The sequence below is a fragment of the Pseudoalteromonas sp. GutCa3 genome (genome assembly GCF_002836155.1).
Lineage (GTDB): Bacteria > Pseudomonadota > Gammaproteobacteria > Enterobacterales > Alteromonadaceae > Pseudoalteromonas > Pseudoalteromonas arctica.
The window spans coordinates 59378-75948 of the sequence record NZ_PJBK01000079.1 but is presented as its reverse complement, the minus strand read 5'-3'; the positions used below and the strand labels follow the sequence as shown (position 1 = coordinate 75948).

At 39.4% G+C, this 16571-nt stretch carries 14 protein-coding genes and 1 pseudogene; 3 read left to right on the top strand and 12 right to left on the bottom strand.

Going from position 1 to position 16571, the window contains the following annotated elements:
• Positions 1–131: 131 nt before the first annotated feature.
• From hflX to CXF64_RS13975, 8 genes and pseudogenes are all read right to left on the bottom strand, one after another.
• Positions 132–1481, bottom strand: coding sequence for a GTPase HflX (hflX, locus tag CXF64_RS14010; RefSeq protein WP_101217307.1), 1350 nt, complete (start codon positions 1479–1481; stop codon positions 132–134).
• A gap of 198 nt (positions 1482–1679) precedes the next feature.
• Positions 1680–3031: pseudogene (gene gdhA / locus CXF64_RS14005) on the bottom strand (NADP-specific glutamate dehydrogenase).
• A 373-nt stretch (positions 3032–3404) separates the two neighbouring features.
• On the bottom strand, positions 3405–3878 hold the full coding sequence (locus CXF64_RS14000; protein ID WP_002960721.1) for a DUF1456 family protein: 474 nt from the start codon (positions 3876–3878) through the stop codon (positions 3405–3407).
• 197 nt (positions 3879–4075) lie between these two features.
• Positions 4076–4381, bottom strand: a complete 306-nt coding sequence (locus CXF64_RS13995; protein ID WP_101217306.1) for a hypothetical protein — start codon at positions 4379–4381, stop codon at positions 4076–4078.
• A gap of 14 nt (positions 4382–4395) precedes the next feature.
• On the bottom strand, positions 4396–5640 hold the full coding sequence (locus CXF64_RS13990; protein ID WP_024590128.1) for a lipoprotein-releasing ABC transporter permease subunit: 1245 nt from the start codon (positions 5638–5640) through the stop codon (positions 4396–4398).
• Positions 5630–6328: a lipoprotein-releasing ABC transporter ATP-binding protein LolD gene (gene lolD / locus CXF64_RS13985; protein WP_007375330.1), complete on the bottom strand. Its 699-nt coding sequence runs from the start codon at positions 6326–6328 to the stop codon at positions 5630–5632. The genes CXF64_RS13990 and lolD overlap by 11 nt, the downstream gene beginning before the upstream one ends.
• On the bottom strand, positions 6321–7538 hold the full coding sequence (locus tag CXF64_RS13980; protein ID WP_033029508.1) for a lipoprotein-releasing ABC transporter permease subunit: 1218 nt from the start codon (positions 7536–7538) through the stop codon (positions 6321–6323). Before CXF64_RS13980 ends, lolD begins: the two co-directional genes overlap by 8 nt.
• Before the next feature lie 147 nt (positions 7539–7685).
• A complete protein-coding gene (locus tag CXF64_RS13975) occupies positions 7686–8558 on the bottom strand; it encodes a LysR family transcriptional regulator (RefSeq protein WP_024607501.1) in 873 nt (290 codons plus the stop codon).
• Between the two features lie 134 nt (positions 8559–8692).
• On the opposite strand from CXF64_RS13975, the gene CXF64_RS13970 reads away from it, so the two are divergent.
• Positions 8693–9814, top strand: coding sequence for an S-(hydroxymethyl)glutathione dehydrogenase/class III alcohol dehydrogenase (locus CXF64_RS13970; protein ID WP_101217305.1), 1122 nt, complete (start codon positions 8693–8695; stop codon positions 9812–9814).
• A 72-nt stretch (positions 9815–9886) separates the two neighbouring features.
• Positions 9887–10729 carry an S-formylglutathione hydrolase gene (fghA, locus tag CXF64_RS13965; RefSeq protein WP_101217304.1) on the top strand — a complete coding sequence of 281 codons (843 nt, stop codon included), beginning with the start codon at positions 9887–9889 and terminating at the stop codon, positions 10727–10729.
• Here the strand turns inward: fghA and CXF64_RS13960 are convergent.
• Together CXF64_RS13960 and CXF64_RS13955 are read right to left on the bottom strand one after the other, a co-directional pair.
• Entirely contained in the window at positions 10683–11021 is a 339-nt protein-coding gene (locus CXF64_RS13960; RefSeq protein WP_101217303.1) for a hypothetical protein, read from the bottom strand. The two genes, fghA and CXF64_RS13960, sit on opposite strands and share 47 nt — an antisense overlap.
• 96 nt (positions 11022–11117) lie before the next feature.
• Entirely contained in the window at positions 11118–12611 is a 1494-nt protein-coding gene (locus tag CXF64_RS13955; protein WP_232783804.1) for a BCCT family transporter, read from the bottom strand.
• A gap of 213 nt (positions 12612–12824) precedes the next feature.
• On the opposite strand from CXF64_RS13955, the gene CXF64_RS13950 reads away from it, so the two are divergent.
• Positions 12825–13241, top strand: coding sequence for an MgtC/SapB family protein (locus CXF64_RS13950; RefSeq protein WP_024590122.1), 417 nt, complete (start codon positions 12825–12827; stop codon positions 13239–13241).
• Between the two features lie 107 nt (positions 13242–13348).
• Here CXF64_RS13950 and CXF64_RS13945 read toward each other — a convergent pair whose 3' ends face one another.
• Together CXF64_RS13945 and CXF64_RS13940 are read right to left on the bottom strand one after the other, a co-directional pair.
• Complete coding sequence (locus tag CXF64_RS13945) at positions 13349–14374, bottom strand: energy transducer TonB (RefSeq protein ID WP_101217302.1); 1026 nt, start codon at positions 14372–14374, stop codon at positions 13349–13351.
• Positions 14375–14555: 181 nt separating this feature from the next.
• Complete coding sequence (locus tag CXF64_RS13940) at positions 14556–16463, bottom strand: beta-ketoacyl synthase (RefSeq protein ID WP_101217301.1); 1908 nt, start codon at positions 16461–16463, stop codon at positions 14556–14558.
• Between the last annotated feature and the right edge of the window lie 108 nt (positions 16464–16571).

Sequence of the window (16571 nt, the reverse complement as noted above, 5' to 3'; positions counted from 1 at the left end):
CTCAGAGCTATGTTCAGAGCTAACAGCGTTAAATTTACGTATGTTAGGACTAATACTAAAAAGCACAGCCAATTGGCTGTGCTTTTTATGTACTGAATTGTACTGAATTGTACTGAATTGTACTGAATTTATTATAAATTCAGCATTCTCTTTTTTAAACGTTCTAAATCAATCGCACTCGAGCGCACTGTTAATTTAATGTGGCTGTATTCATATTCTTCTTTAACAACACTCATACTCGATCGGATTTCGCCCACGATACCTTTGGCTGTGTACGGTATAACAATCTCTTCTTCAATCATGTCCTCTTGAGCAATGCCAATAATGTATTTGTGCAATTTACTAATATCATCTGGATTACGCGTAGAGGTCATCATCGCATCAGGAAATTCATCCATTAGCGACTGCTGCTGCTCAGTACTTAATTGGTCTGACTTATTCAGTACTAATAATTTTTTGCTACCTTCTACCCCAACTTCTGCCAGTACTTTATGTACTACTTCAAGTTGTGAGCGAAAAGAAGGATCTGAAGCATCTACAACATACAACAATAACGACGCATCATGTGCCTCAGCGAGCGTTGAATGAAATGAAGCAACCAAATCATGAGGTAATTTTTTAATAAAACCAACCGTATCTGAAACCAATATACGAGGCTGCGTAATCGGATACAGCGCACGAACAGTGGTATCTAGCGTTGCAAAAAGTTTGTTTTCGCCTTCTACATCACTACCTGTAATTGCGCGCATCATTGATGACTTGCCCGCATTGGTATAACCAATTAAAGCCACTGAGAATAGCTCAGAGCGCTGCGTACGTCTGTCCATCATTACATCTTGAACACTAACAAGTTCGCGCTTTAATTCTGCTAACTGATCGCGCACCTTACGGCGATTAAGCTCAAGTGTGGTTTCACCCGCACCTTTACCCATTTGGCGTTCTTTATCACCTGTTGATGTTTCACGCAGTCGTGGCGCGACATAATTAAGGCGAGCAATTTCAACTTGTAATTTTGCAGTTTTAGTACGCGCATGACGGCTAAATATTTCAATGATAATACCGGTGCGATCAAATACTTCCACACCCAGCTGGTTCTCAACATTACGTAGTTGAGAAGGCGTTAAATCACAGTCAAATACCACTACATCAGCACATGCAAAATCAAGTTCGTCTGATGGAATTTCTGAGGATATTTCTGTTAAAGGGTCTTCATCAAGTAAATCATCTTCTTGCTCGTTTTCAACCATCCCTTTATTGCCGGTAAGGTGTGCTATTTCAGCTAGTTTTCCTGAGCCCAGTACATTAACTTTTTGGGTAGAACTTTGCTTTTGCGATTGTGTACCTACTACTTTAAAGCCTAACGTAGTTACCAAACGAGCAAGCTCTGCAAGCGATTCTGTTGCTTCGTCACCTTTAAATTGTGGTGTACTAATAGAAATAAGTAACGCATTAGGAAGTGATGGTTTTGCAGTTAGTTGCATAATTTTTTGTCTTAATGCACCTAAAGTGCAAACCTAATTTTCATTCGAAAGTAACTTGATCCTACGCTGTTATAGCCCAGCTTTATAGGGTTATAGTTCACTAATGGCGTTAATATTTAAAACTAACCATAATATACTCAATTTTATGGCTAGTTTTAAAATAACATTATAGTAAAGCCTTATTGTTCAGCTTTAATATTAAACGACGCCATGCTCAATCATTGCATCGGCGACGCGCTTAAAGCCTGCAATGTTAGCGCCTAATAAAAGGTTTCCAGGCTCACCAAATTCTGTAGCAGTGTCGTTGGCGGTAACAAATATATTTTTCATAATTTGTTTTAGCTTTTCGTCAACTTCTTCAAAGGTCCAACTTTGCATACTCGCATTTTGCGCCATTTCTAATTGGCTTGTTGCAACGCCGCCGGCATTGGCGGCCTTACCTGGCCCATACGCAATTTTTGCAGCAATAAAGCAATCAATAGCCTCTTTTGTTGAAGGCATGTTTGCGCCTTCACTTACTAATAAACAACCGCCGGATAATAATGCGTTAGCGTCTGCCTGTGTTAATTCATTTTGTGTGGCGCACGGAAAAGCAGCGGCAGCATTAAAGCGCCAAACAGCATGCCCATCTTTAGGGTAGTCATTTACAGGAATATAAATAGCATCGGGGTGAGTTTGTTTATATACGCTCAAGCAATCACGCAATTGCTCTTTTAAACATTTAATAAGATTTAAATCTATACCCGACTCATGATACACAGTGCCACGAGAGTCGCTGCAACTTACTGGTGTTGCCCCCATTTGATAAAGCTTTTCCATGGCATAAATAGCAACATTACCTGCGCCCGAGACCAAGCAGCGCTTACCTTGTAGGCTATCGCCGCGCGCTTGCAGCATGTAGTCAGCAAAATAAACAGCGCCGTATCCAGTGGCTTCTTTTCGTACAAGCGATCCACCCCACAATAAGCTTTTACCTGTTAAAACACCTTCATAGCGCCCAGTCAAACGCTTATATTGACCAAACAAGTAACCTATTTCTCTCGCCCCGACTCCAATGTCTCCAGCGGGTACGTCGGTTGTAGGGCCAATATGGCGATAGAGCTCGCTCATAAATGATTGGCAAAAACGCATTATTTCAGCATCTGAGCGCCCTTTTGGATCAAAGTTTGCCCCGCCTTTACCACCACCGATCGGTAAACCTGTTAAAGCATTTTTAAATATTTGCTCAAACCCTAAAAATTTAATTATGCTGGCATTCACACTTGGGTGAAAACGTAAGCCACCTTTATAGGGGCCAAGTGCAGAGTTAAACTCAATTCTGTAGCCTTTATTTACCTGAATATTGCCTTCGTCATCAACCCAGGGAACTCTAAACATAATTTGGCGTTCGGGCTCAACTAGCGTTGTATAATGGCATTTTTTTTGTATTTTTCTGAGTTTTCTAAGATAGGTTCGAGTGATTCAAGTACTTCTTCAACAGCTTGATAAAACTCGCATTGTGCAGGACTACTATTTTTTAATTGTGCGATTGTGCTATGGATATAATTCATAATTATTCTTCCGTGTTAATAATAAAAGTATTTATCAGATGTTAAAGTAAACGTGATCAAGTTTATGATTCATGCTTTAAGGTCTTAATTTAATATAATTAACTATTACTTTAGCATGAAAAATTGAGATATTTAACGCGAGCTACGTGAATTATTTTTGATTGGAAGTTTGATTTTTATTTATTAAAGATGAATTTAAATTCACGAATTTAAAATCGGAACAGTGCCAAGTGAGTTTTTATATTTTCAAAAGGGAATTTTAGAAGTATTAGGTTAGGTGTGGGTTTGTTTAAAAATATAACAATTAATGGGTTTCATACTGCATTGCGCTCGCAAAAAACCCATTAACTAAAAGTTAATTAGCTAAAACCAGTTACTCAGCAGACTCTTCTGGACGGTGTTGCTTTTGTACGCCGGTTAAAAACAAACGTAATATTTGATCGTTACAAACACGGTAATGTTTGTTATCTACTTTTCGAGAAAATGCGCTTAACTCATGTTTACTTAAGTCAAAATCAACAAGTGCAAGTGTTGCTATAACATCTTCTGCTTTCATGTTTAACGCAATACGTAGCTTCATAAAGATAATATTGTTGTTTAGCTTTTTCTCTGGCTCTGGTTGCTCACCTTCGCGTTTGCCACGTTGGGTATTAATAAACCCATTTAAAAAGCTAGCAAACTCAGTATCACTTATTGGGGTAAAAGCCTCTTCACCTTCTTTAGTTAACCATGCAATTACTTGCTCTTTAGTGACCGTATGCTCTGCTGATGCAAAAACATTGACCATAGCAGTATCAGTTAAGTTAAAAGTGTAGCGAATGCGGCGTAAAATATCGTTATTAGTCAAAGTAAATCCCAAAGTGAGGTATAGCAACCAAGCAGTTATTGCTTAATTTTAAATAAGCGCCTAGTTTAACAGGTTTCGTTATAGTGCCCTATTGTTTATTACTGTTAACGCTAAGGATAAACAAACCTTAGTGCCAATAAAGGAAACACCAAAATAATAGAGCCAAATAACCAAATTATCATTGCTACAAAGTAGCGTTATTTAGAATTAGCCCTAAAAGCGCGTTTTACATTATTGATATAATTGCTACCGCTTCCTAAATAAAGCCCATTCAACACAGCAATCCCTAACAATAAAACAATGCCAATTAAGCACACCATCACACGAGACACACTGGTTATGTTGTGCAATAAATGCGGGGAAAACACCCCAGCTAGCATGATACAATTTAATAATAAAATAAGCGAAAAGGCAAAAATGCCATCTGCGCCACTTGCTGATTTTGAGCGTTTCTTTAGCCATTGCACATAAACAAAGTGCATTGCACTGTAACTGGCTCGCATGTTAAACCCTTTTACTAATTACCAAGCACTTTAGCAGGATCTACACGCGTTGCTTGCCATGCAGGATAAATAGTGGCAAGTATCGCAAGCACAAACGTAACAATCACTGTAATACCAATGTCTTCAAGTACTAATTTACTTGGTAAAAACTCTATAAAATAAACGCCCTCAAGTGGGTTGGCTCCAAATGATTGGCTTATCCACGTAAAAAGCTCACTTATATTAAGCGCTAATACCACGCCAATTAGTGTTCCTAGTGCCACGCCTACAAATGCTTGCATTAAGCCCTGCATTACAAAGGTGGCTAAAATAGTACTGTCTTTCGCGCCCATGGTTTTTAAAATTGCGATATTGCCTTGTTTTTCGCGTACTTCCATCACCAAGGAGGACACAATATTAAAACTGGCTACCGCTATAATTAAAAACACCACAATATAAACAATGGTACGTACCATTTGAATATCTTGATAAAGGCTGCCTTGGGTTCTAAACCAACTGGAAACATACACGTAGTCGTCAATAGTTTGGCCCACTTTTAGCGCTATTTGGTGCGCCGAAAACACATCATCAACACTTAAGCGCAGCCCTGTTACTTGAGTTTCATCGTAACCCAATGTTTGCTGCGCTTTGTTAAGATGTATAAACGCAGCTGTACTATCAATGGGGCCGCCCATTTCTATAACACCTGCAAGGTTAAGTGTTACGCGTTTAGGCGCTAATAGTGACTGACCTTTTTGACCTATTTGCGGAATAAGTAACGTAATGTTGTCGCCTACTTTGGCATCTAATTGTTTTACTATTTGCTTACCTAAAATTACATCGTCAAGGCCTAACTGGCTCACTAATTTACCACTGGTAAACTGGTTTACCGCCGATACATTACTCTCGAGCGATGGCTCAACACCTCGAATTTCTATCGCTTTTAGCTGGCTTTTATATTGCGCCATCCCATTCACTGCAATAAATGGCGCAGCCCCTGTTACATGCGGTTGTGTTTGTAAATCCTCAACTTTTTGCGACCAATTCGCGATGGGTCTACTTGGTGCTACATATTCAACCTGCGGCACAACACTTAGCAATCTATGTACTAGTTGCTGCTCAAAACCATTAATTACCGACAGCGCCACAATTAAAACCGCGACACCTAATAAAATACCAATAGTCGACGCTTTAGCGATAAAACTAACAAAGCCGTTTTTTTCATCTTTGTGGCCTGAATAGGCTCTAAAACGTTTACTTAAAAATGCACTAAGCAACATGCTGCGACTCTTTAATAGCTAGTTTTCCATCGTCTAAATAAGCTATTTTGCCTAGCTTATCGGCAAGTTCTAAATCGTGTGTAACTACCACAAAACTCGTGTTTAAGCTTTGGTTAAGCTCATTTATTAAATCGTAAATTTTAATCGCATTTTGTTTATCTAAATTACCGGTTGGTTCATCAGCAAGCACAAGCGCCGGTTTTGTAACCAGTGCGCGGGCAATAGCCACGCGTTGGCGCTCTCCACCAGAAAGCGCAGACGGTTTATGCGAGCTGCGATGTGCAAGGCCTACTTTTTCGAGCATATCGAGCGCTTGAGCTTTGGCTTCTTTTGCACTCAAGCCTTTAATTAATAATGGCATAGCCACGTTTTCAACTGCGCTAAACTCCATTAATAAGTGATGAAATTGATAGATGAAGCCCAAATTTTGGTTTCTAAATGCGGCTTGCTCTGTTCGCGAAAGTTTTGCAACTTCTTGGTTTTTAATTTTAGCGCTACCTGAGCTTGCGGTATCTAATGTGCCAAGTATGTGTAAAAGCGTACTTTTACCAGAGCCAGAACTCCCCACAATAGCGAGCATTTCACCTTGCTGAAGCGCTAAATCAACGCCTTTTAATACTTCAACTTGGTTGCTGCCATCTTGATAAACCTTACTTAAATTTTCACAACTAATTACTAAATCATTCATAACGTAATACCTCTGCTGGTTTTACTTTTGCGGCTTTACGCGCAGGATATAAGGTAGCTAAAAAGCTCATAGCAATACTGGCAAACGCTATTATTACTAAACTCAAAATATCAAATTTTACCGGAAGCTCTATACCCGCCAGTAAGTTTAAGCCCACTAATGCAAGTAGCTCATTTATATATAAACTAAATATTACACCTAAAAATGCGCCTATTGCGGTACCAATTACACCGTTATATAAGCCTTGCACCATAAACACTTTTTGCACTTGCGAAGGTGTTAAACCTAACGTTTGTAGTATGGCTACTTCACCTTGTTTTTCGCTTACCATCATGGTTAATGCCGATACAATATTAAATACAGCCACCAATACAATGAGGGCAAGCAACATAGACATAATGCGCTTTTCCATAGCAACGGCTGCAAATAGAGTACCTTGAGTGCTGCGCCAATCACTATAATTATGATCTTGTAAAATACGTTGGCTTGCTTCAATAAATTCATCTAGTTCGAAAGGTTCGTGCAATGAAACACTTAAATTTGGTGCAGTGTTTTTATCCAGCTTTAACACCCGCTGTAGTGAAGCGCCACTCGTAAACGCAAGTGCCATATCTATCTCAGATCCGGTTTCATATATTGCGGCAACTTTAAATAAACGCTGGCTGGGTACTCGCCCAAGAGGTGTATACGTTGAAGCATTAGGCATAATAACACGAAGCTTATCACCCACGCTAACGCCTAATTTACGACTCAAATAACGGCTTATAGCAATGTTGTAATTTTTGTTTAATACAGTTTTCCAATCGCCTTGCACTATTTTATCGGTAATTTTATACAAAGAACCACTATCGTTATAAAGGCCTTGTAGTAAAACACCGTGCAAGTCTTTATTCGTTTGCAAAATAGCTTCGCCGTGGCGATATAAGCTTACATGATCAACATAAGGAGATTGTTCGAGGTCAGTTTTAAGGGTGCCCATTTGGGTGGCAGTATTTTTACCTGCGCTAACTTCAACATGCGGAATAAGTCCAAGCATATTGGTTTTTAGGCTATTTTCAAACCCGTTCATTACACTGCTTACCGTAAATAATGCCATTAAACCAATAGCGATACCGGCAATAGAAAAAAACGAAATAAACGATATAAACGCATTTCCTTTAGAGGAGCGACTATATCTAAGCCCTATAAATAAGCTAACCGGTTGAAACATATTATTTTTAACACTTATCGTAAAAGTATTGAGCAATAGTAGCACGAAAAAAGTGCCTTTGGGTATGGCGTGAAATGTAAGAAATAATTTAAAAATCTGATACTTGGCTATATTTACAGCAATATGTATTTAACCATTAACTCGCGGTTAAGCTTTAAGCCCGTTGACTAAATAATCGAGCAATACCCGTACATTAGTAGCCACAAACTGCCTTGGCGGATACACGCCCCATACTCCTTCTTGCTGTGGTTGATAGGGTGTTAAAATAGGCACCAATTGCCCGGAGTTAATTTCGTTTTCAATGTAGTAGTCTGGGAGCTGTACAATACCGAGCCCCTTTTTTGCGCCATCCACCAGCGCCCAACCACTATTACACTGTAGCCGCCCCGCTATTTTAATGTGTTTATCGCGCCCATTTTCGTTTACGCGCCAGTAGCTACTATTCCCAATTAAACATTCATGGCTGTTTAGCTCGCCTAAAGTATGCGGCTCACCAAATCGCGTTAAATACTGTGGTGCCGCGCACATAATAAAACGCCGCGCACTTAACCTACGCGCTTTTAAGCTCGAATCTTTTAAATGCCCTAGCCTTATGGCTAAATCAAATCCGCCCTCTAATAAGTTTTCTTGTTCGTTACTTAGTGTGGCAACAACTTCGACCTCGGGATGATCCTTCATAAAGTTATGCACTATGGGCATAATAAAGCTCTCTCCGTACATAACAGGGGCTGTGAGCTTTATTTTACCTTTTGGTGTGCTTTGTTGCTGAGCAAGGCCTTGAGTTGCTTCATCCATAGCATGTTGTAAGTGCTTTATTTGATGTAAGTACACTTCGCCTTCTTTGGTTAAAACCACTTTACGGGTTGTACGAGTTAATAGTTGTGTATTTAAACGTTGCTCAAGCGCTGTTACATGGCGGCTAATATGCGCAACCGAAAGCCCAAGCGTTTTTGCAGCCGCAGTAAAGCTGCCCTCCTCCCCTACAGCTATAAACTCATCTATTCCATTCCAACGCGCCATTATTACCATACTGTAAAAGTGTTTTAATAAAATTGAGATTATCATTATTTGAGAAACAAATACAATAAGCACATCACCCAAGCAAATTGGGTCTACAATTATTTTTTAATAGCCAGTTAAAGGAAATAAAACACATGTCTGAATTTATTAAATCAAAAGCTGCCATTGCTTGGGGTCCTAATCAACCACTTAGTGTTGAAGAAGTTGATGTGATGATGCCTAAAAAAGGCGAAGTCATGGTAAAAATTACCGCTACAGGTGTGTGTCATACCGATGCATTTACATTATCAGGCCAAGATCCTGAAGGCATATTTCCTGCTATTTTAGGTCACGAAGGCGCTGGTGTTGTCTATGCTGTTGGCGAAGGCGTAACGAGTGTTGAAGTTGGAGATCATGTTATTCCTTTATACACTGCAGAATGTGGCGTATGTAAAATGTGTACTTCAGGTAAAACTAATCTGTGTTCAGCCGTGCGCGAAACACAAGGTAAAGGCCTAATGCCAGACGGCACTACACGCTTTTTTAAAGACGGCCAACCAATTTATCACTACATGGGTACATCAACATTCTCTGAGTACACTGTATTGCCAGAAATTTCACTCGCTAAGGTAAACAAAGAAGCATCACTAGAAGAGATTTGCTTACTAGGCTGTGGTGTAACAACGGGCATGGGCGCAGTTACAAACACAGCTAAAGTAAAACCTGGCGACACTGTTGCTATATTCGGCTTAGGCGGTATTGGTTTGTCTGCGATTATTGGCGCAAAAATGGCCGGTGCTGGTCGTATTATTGGTGTTGATATAAACACCACTAAATTCGATTTAGCTACAAAACTAGGTGCAACTGATTTAATTAATCCAAAAGAATTCGACAAGCCAATTCAAGAAGTTATTGTTGAAATGACAGACGGCGGCGTTGACTACTCGTTTGAATGTATCGGTAATGTTGACGTTATGCGCTCAGCACTTGAGTGTTGCCATAAAGGTTGGGGAGAATCGGTAATTATTGGTGTGGCGGGTGCAGGCCAAGAAATATCAACCCGTCCGTTTCAACTGGTAACAGGGCGTGTATGGCGTGGTAGCGCATTTGGTGGTGTTAAGGGCCGTTCACAACTTCCTGAAATTGTTGAGCGTTACATGGCGGGTGAGTTTGCTCTTAGCGACTTTATTACTCATACAATGGGCCTTGAAGATATTAATGAAGCGTTTGATTTAATGCACGAAGGCAAAAGTATTCGTACAGTCATTCATTACTAATAAACTGCATTCGTAAAATAGCTTATTAATAAGCCGTAATACTTTTAAGTTTACGGCTTTTAAGGATTAAGTATGTTAGAAAATATCTCAAGTGTAAAAGTGTCTGGCGGTTGGCATAAGCAATACACCCACAGCTCGCAAAGTACACATTGCACTATGCGCTTTGCCGTATTTTTACCACCTGGCGCAAGTGAAGCAAATAAAGTACCGGTACTTTATTGGTTATCAGGTTTAACCTGTACCGACGAAAACTTTATGCAAAAAGCAGGCGCATTTAAAAAAGCCGCCGAGCTAGGTATTGCTATTGTAGCGCCAGACACCAGCCCGCGTGGCGAGAACGTACCCAATGAAGACAGTTACGATTTTGCACAAGGCGCAGGCTTTTACGTAAATGCCACGCAAGCTCCTTACAACACTCATTTTAATATGTACGATTATGTTGTTAGTGAGTTACCAGCATTGATAGAACAACATTTTCCAATAACAAGCACAAAAGCAATTAGTGGTCACTCTATGGGCGGGCACGGTGCATTAATGGTTGCACTTAAAAACCCGACTGCGTTTGTAAGTGCCTCGGCTTTTAGCCCTATTGTAAATCCGATTGAATGCCCTTGGGGTGTAAAAGCATTTACTGGCTATTTAGGAAATGATAAGGCGCTTTGGGCACAATATGATAGCTGCGAGTTGATGAAAAACGCAGAGCAAGCTCATTACTTACCCATGTTAGTGAGTCAAGGTGATGCTGATGGCTTTTTACAAGAGCAACTTAAGCCAGAAAACTTAGTCGCTATTGCTGATAAAAAAGGCTACCCGCTTACACTTGAAATGCAAGCAGGCTACGATCATAGCTACTTTTTTATAAGCAGCTTTATTGACCAACACTTATTATTTCATCATCAGTTTTTAACTGCATAGGCTCATTAGTGTGTAGGGATGACTTTTCTAACTCTACACACTCTTTCAATACTTTACTCACTTGCCTGCATACTTGTACCGTATTGTTATTGCCCTTACCTTTAATAAATTCAACTATAGCCATATCGGCTTCAACACCGAGTTTAGTAAAGCTAAAGCCCTCTTTATCTTTTACAACAGGCCCCGCATTTACTGAGCCAGGTTGAGAGCGCGCTGCCCCATCTAAAATTATACCCGCAGCAGCGCAACCAATTAATACATTTGAAAATAGAATAATCAATAAAGTTCGCATTATTAACCCCACCAATATAATTACCTAAATTATATACAATTTTAAAAATAGCATTGTAAAAAAATGTAAGCCTTAGTGATTAAATTCACGTATGAACTATTTAATAAAACCAATTAATTGCAATATAAATATAATTAAAAAAGGAAGCGCTCCAATAATAGCAACGCTTCTGTTTAATGGTTCATTGTTTTGTACTAACAAAACAAAAGCGCATAAACCTAGTGCAAACGACCAAGCATACAAGCTCCATGTTTGAACTTCACTTGCACCACTTAATTGGCGAATAACCAAAACAGCAGAGTCTGCTGATGTGGCTACAAAAATGAGTAGAAGCAATAAACTTGACCAAATTAATAGACCGCCTTGCCAGCCTAATTGCTCGAAAAATACAAACAGCCCTTGCGTATAATCGACTTTAATAGCCTCTAAAATGCCTGCATTGTGAGTTTGATCCCACGCAATTGCAGAGCCCGAAAACACACTAAACCATATGATAGTCACAAAGGTTGGTACAAATACGACACCTAAAATGTATTGCCAAACCGGCCGTCCTTGGCTAATTTTTGCCAAAAACACACCAACAAACGGGCCCCAAGCTAACCACCAAAAATAGTAATTGTATGTCCAACCTGTTGCCCGTGCGGGGTCATTAAGTACGCTTTCAAACTGCCATGTACCTGTGGTTATGAGCTGAATGTAATCCCATGTACCGCCTATTGCTATATCTATAATTGGCTTTATAGGCACAAAAATTAATAGCCATGCTATAAGTGCAAATGCTAAAAACACATTAAACTTACTAAGAGTTTGAATTCCTTTTTTAAGCCCCAACTTTGCAGAAATGGTATAAAGCAGCGCAATTAAAAAAATTATAATAAACCCCGAAAATAAAGCCGATTCAACCCCTAGCTCAAGCTCGAGCCCTTTACGCAGTAATAAAGTTGAATTAGCAATTGTGCCCACGACACCAAAGAATATTGCAAGTATGGCAATTAATTTAATGCTAAAGCTCAGCTGTAACTGCCAAGCCCGATTAATAACGCCTTTAGTTGCACTGATCACAGGAGCACTAATATCGCCCGCTTTACCACTATTGCGAGTAAGCCCACCTAATAACAAGCCAAATACTGCATAGAGCGCCCATGCATGCGCGCCCCAATTAACTAAGGTAAGCGCCAAACCACTTGTTTGGTGGTTGGGATACAAGCTTTGCTTTAAAGGCGAGTTAACCGTGTGTAGTGCAGGCTCTGCTACTCCCCAAAATATAAGTCCTGAGCCCATCCCTGCTGCAAACAGCATAGAAAGCCAACCAAAGGTACTAAACTCAACAAGTGCTTGCGCTCCTCCTATTTTTCGTTGCCCTAATGGGCTTATAGCAATAGCTATCACAGAAAAAAGTAACAAGTTTACCAATATAAAAAATGGCGACCCTAAATAACCTAAAATTTTATTAATAGCGGGTTGTAAGTGCTCTGTGAGTAATTCAGGAAATAGAAAAGCAATAACAGATAACCCAACGCAAAATAGTAAGGCTGTTTTTTCAAGCTTAGTGGGGGTGCTTAATGTTTTATTTAAAGGCAAGAGATTCACATAGGTGTCTTTTAGTCTGGATAAAAGAATACGGGGCTTTAAAACTCAGATCAAATTAACTATTGCGTAAAATAGTAATAAAAACATGTAAAAGTTTCCTCAATAATTCTTGTTAAATATAGGTATTAACAATAACTCATTGATTAATAGTTATTTATGCCATGGCTTGCTGTTTGCTTATTATTAACAAAGTTAACCAGCACAGGCTCAATAATGGAAATTGATTTACAGTGGAATGAAATCATCGATAACTTAATACACTTAGGTATTGCATACCTACTTGCACTGCCCATGGCTTACGACAGAGAGCGTAGTAATGATGGCGCAGGTCTTCGTACCTTTCCTCTTGTTGCTGTTGCATCGTGTGGGTATGCATTAATTGCTATGTCGGTTTTAGATGGCGCAGAAGCTCAATCAAAAATGTTGCAAGGCATCATTACTGGCATTGGTTTTATTGGCGGTGGCGCAATTTTGAAAAATAACAAATCAACCTCCGGCACAGCAACCGCTGCAAGTATTTGGAATATGGGCTTAATTGGTATAGCTGTAGCCTACAGCCGCTACGAAATAGCAATTTTACTTGCCATTATTAATTTTATAACGCTTAGGTATGTAAAAAAGTTTAAGTAACAGTTTTTTTAATAAGTATTGCAGCAAAATTCCAATGCATTATTTGAATAGCCAAAACTTATTAATGCAATAACTCCCCATAATTTATATGTGGGGAGTTACAATTTTTATAAAAAGCTTTCACCGCTTTGCTTAAGTGTAATTGTTTGTGCTTGAGCGCTTTTTATTAATAATCCACAACGCAAATCATTTTTCGAAATAACAATTTTATCAATTGTATTAGTGTCATAGTCAACGACTTTGTTTTCGCATCTAAGTTGCACTTTGCTCAGTGGTAATTCTGATTCTAATTTAACTTCAGACTTCGACATCATAGGCATTACAGCTTGTTCTGAAGCTAAACTAAATTGTTGCTTAATATCTCCCGAGTTTTTATAAATATCGTTCACTTGAGTTAACAACTGTTCCCTGTTTTGCTCTGTAAAGATTATGGATTCAATATTGCCTAGTGCATCTATTGCATCATAAGCACGTACATAATCTTGTTTTGATATAAACCACTGTAAAGCGTTTTTAATCACACGTTTTTGAATTTGATCTGGTAGATTATCTCTAAATAAAAACGCTTCGTAGATATGCTGATCAAAGCTCTTCCAATCTTGCACAAAATAACTGTGCTGGCTTTTAAGCCATGCAAGCAAAACAATCTCAACCGTATTTTTTGTATGTTCATTTTCTAATTCATCGATACGGCTTTTAGCTTCATCGTATTTCTTTTCGTCGATTAATTTACTAGCTTGCTCATAATCATTAAAAAAGCCGCGAGACGCTTTATCGTTTGAAAAATTAATATGCAAATTTTGCGAACTTACAGTAATGGTTTTTGCTACAGGTATAGTCTCACCATTTAATTTTGCACTTTTGTAGTTGAGCTTAGACACGTAATCCATTACTTCTCTTTGGTACTTTTTTTGCCCAACCGTAGCTACAATTTCTATATCACTAACCTGCCCGCTTTTATCAACCACGTAACTGCTCAAATTAATCCCCTCTAACCTCGAAGCGCGCGAAGAAGTATTAGTGAGCTGATCGTAGTTTTTATTAATCACTTCTGCAGGAACAAAGTCATCTGCAAAAACAGAGAGTTGAGTAAAAGTACAAGTTAAAGAAAGCGCTAATATGAGTTTTTTCATCAGTTTTATCCATCCTAGATAGTGTTTATATAATAGAAACAAACGATCAACATAAAAGCAAGTATAAATACAAAAAATTAGTTTATTTAATGAGCTTCACTTAGAAAAAACTTAATAGATAAATATATTTGAGGCATTAAAAAAGGCGCTTAAAAAGCGCCTTGCTAACAAGTATGTGTGCTTAAAACATATCTTGATAGGAATTTGTTGTGCTAAACGTAATTGCTTTTTCAAAGCCAGGCAACTGAATACTTTGCTCGTCTATTACAATATCGTTGTCATCAATAAGTCCGTCGCCAAAGCGATAAATAAGCTCATACTGGCCTAAATCAGCTTGAGTTTGATATGTTTGTTGCGCGGATTTAACTGCCACGTTTTTCTGTATGTAACTACTCATAACTTCATTGCCATGGCGCTTAGCGAGCATTTGTATTGTTACTTTTGGTGAAAGTAAGGTTGCTGTTGCATTATTACCGCCAAAGCCTTTTGAATTTATAAAAGCAATATCCATTTCACTGCATTCGTAATGGCTATTACGAATATCAAGATGATCGGTGTAAACATCATCAGCCACTTTATCAATTGTGGTAATACCCGGCATAATATTATGGCTAAATACACCTAGAGCTATCGCTAATTGGTCGCCACTTGCAGGAGCTATAGTATGACCAACATAGGCTTTTGGCGCTGTCACTTTCCAATTATCAATAGCGAACGTTTGTGCCACTTTGTGATATATCAGCGACTCTGTTACGCGGTTTAACGGTGTACTTGAGCCATGCGCTAAAATAAAGCTACGTTCTTGCAAGGCTTCTTTGCCTAAAAGGCTCGTTGCTAAAGCAGCCGATTTAGCCATGGTAATATAGTTACCAGGGCCAGGTGACGTGATTGATTTTTTTATGCCATCTGCATTTACAAATACATCTGGTACGCAGCCCATAATGTCAGCGCCTAGTTCAAGGGCTAAGGCATCGTCCATTAAAATAGCAACTTGTGCGCCTTCACCTAATGTAAAGCCGCAGTTGTCGCCAAATGGTCGGCTACTTTTGCGATAATCTGGTTCTTCATCACTTGATAAGTTATCTAAACGGCGCAAACCTTCGACATTTGCAAGTGCGCTCATGTTACCAAAGCCTTCAATCACTTCTGGTGTAATAGCACACTCAACACTTGCGACAACCGCAACGCGTGTACGCCCTGCCTGTATGTCGTTAACCGCTGCACGTAAGTTGTATAAAAACGTAGCACAGGCCCCCGAGGTCGAAAACGTAGTCCCTACATTGCCCGTAACATACGCGTTAATAAAGTCGGTCGACATTGTATTTAAACCCAGTGCTAACTGCTTAGTACTAACACGGTCGCCTTGTTGGCGCGCCTTTACTAAACCGCCTAGGCCTTTGTCGTCCATTTGGCCAATTACCGACGCTGAATAGGTACCAATTTTATCTGGCTCTACGCTATTCATAATATGCTGCCAATCAAGCCCTGTTGATTTAATAGCATCGGTAGCTGCAAAAATAGTAGCTTGCAAACCACGAGGCTGATAGCGGCTGTTATACATAACAGACGGATCAAACCCAGTCGGAAATTGCCCTGCAGATTTAATCGGGTTATCACGTGTTGAGTCATGCTTAACATTTAAGTCGGCTGCAATAGTTACTTTTACTTTTTTGCCTTCAAGTTCTTCAACTTGCCAGCTAGCTGGAACAGGTGTAGGTAAGTCGCGAGCGCGCGTTTCAAACACAATTGCGTTATCGCTTGATGCGTTTAGCGTCATTTTTTGCTGCCACGGTGTGGCATCGGCATCAAAGTGTTCTTTTTCAATTTTACGAATAAGCGTACCAGCAATAATTTGCTCACCAAAGCGTGCTTCTATGTCGCTTTGCTCAACATTATTACCTTGTGTATCTTGTAATTGGCCGTTTACAACGCTTACTAGATTCATCAGTGTGGCGAGGCCTAAAAATGTTTCACTGCGATCTTGAGCATTTAAACTATCTAACACGATACGGCGATAACCTTGATGAAAAGAAGTACGGCCAGCGGCGTTAATGCCACCCATGCCTACTATAACGGGTAATGCAGTCATAATTTACCTTTAAAAACGTGTTATTAGAAGAAGAGGCAGTTTAAATGGATTATGCACTATGCATTGTGCTTTAATAGCCAAATATTCAGCACAAAAGGCCAAAAGGCA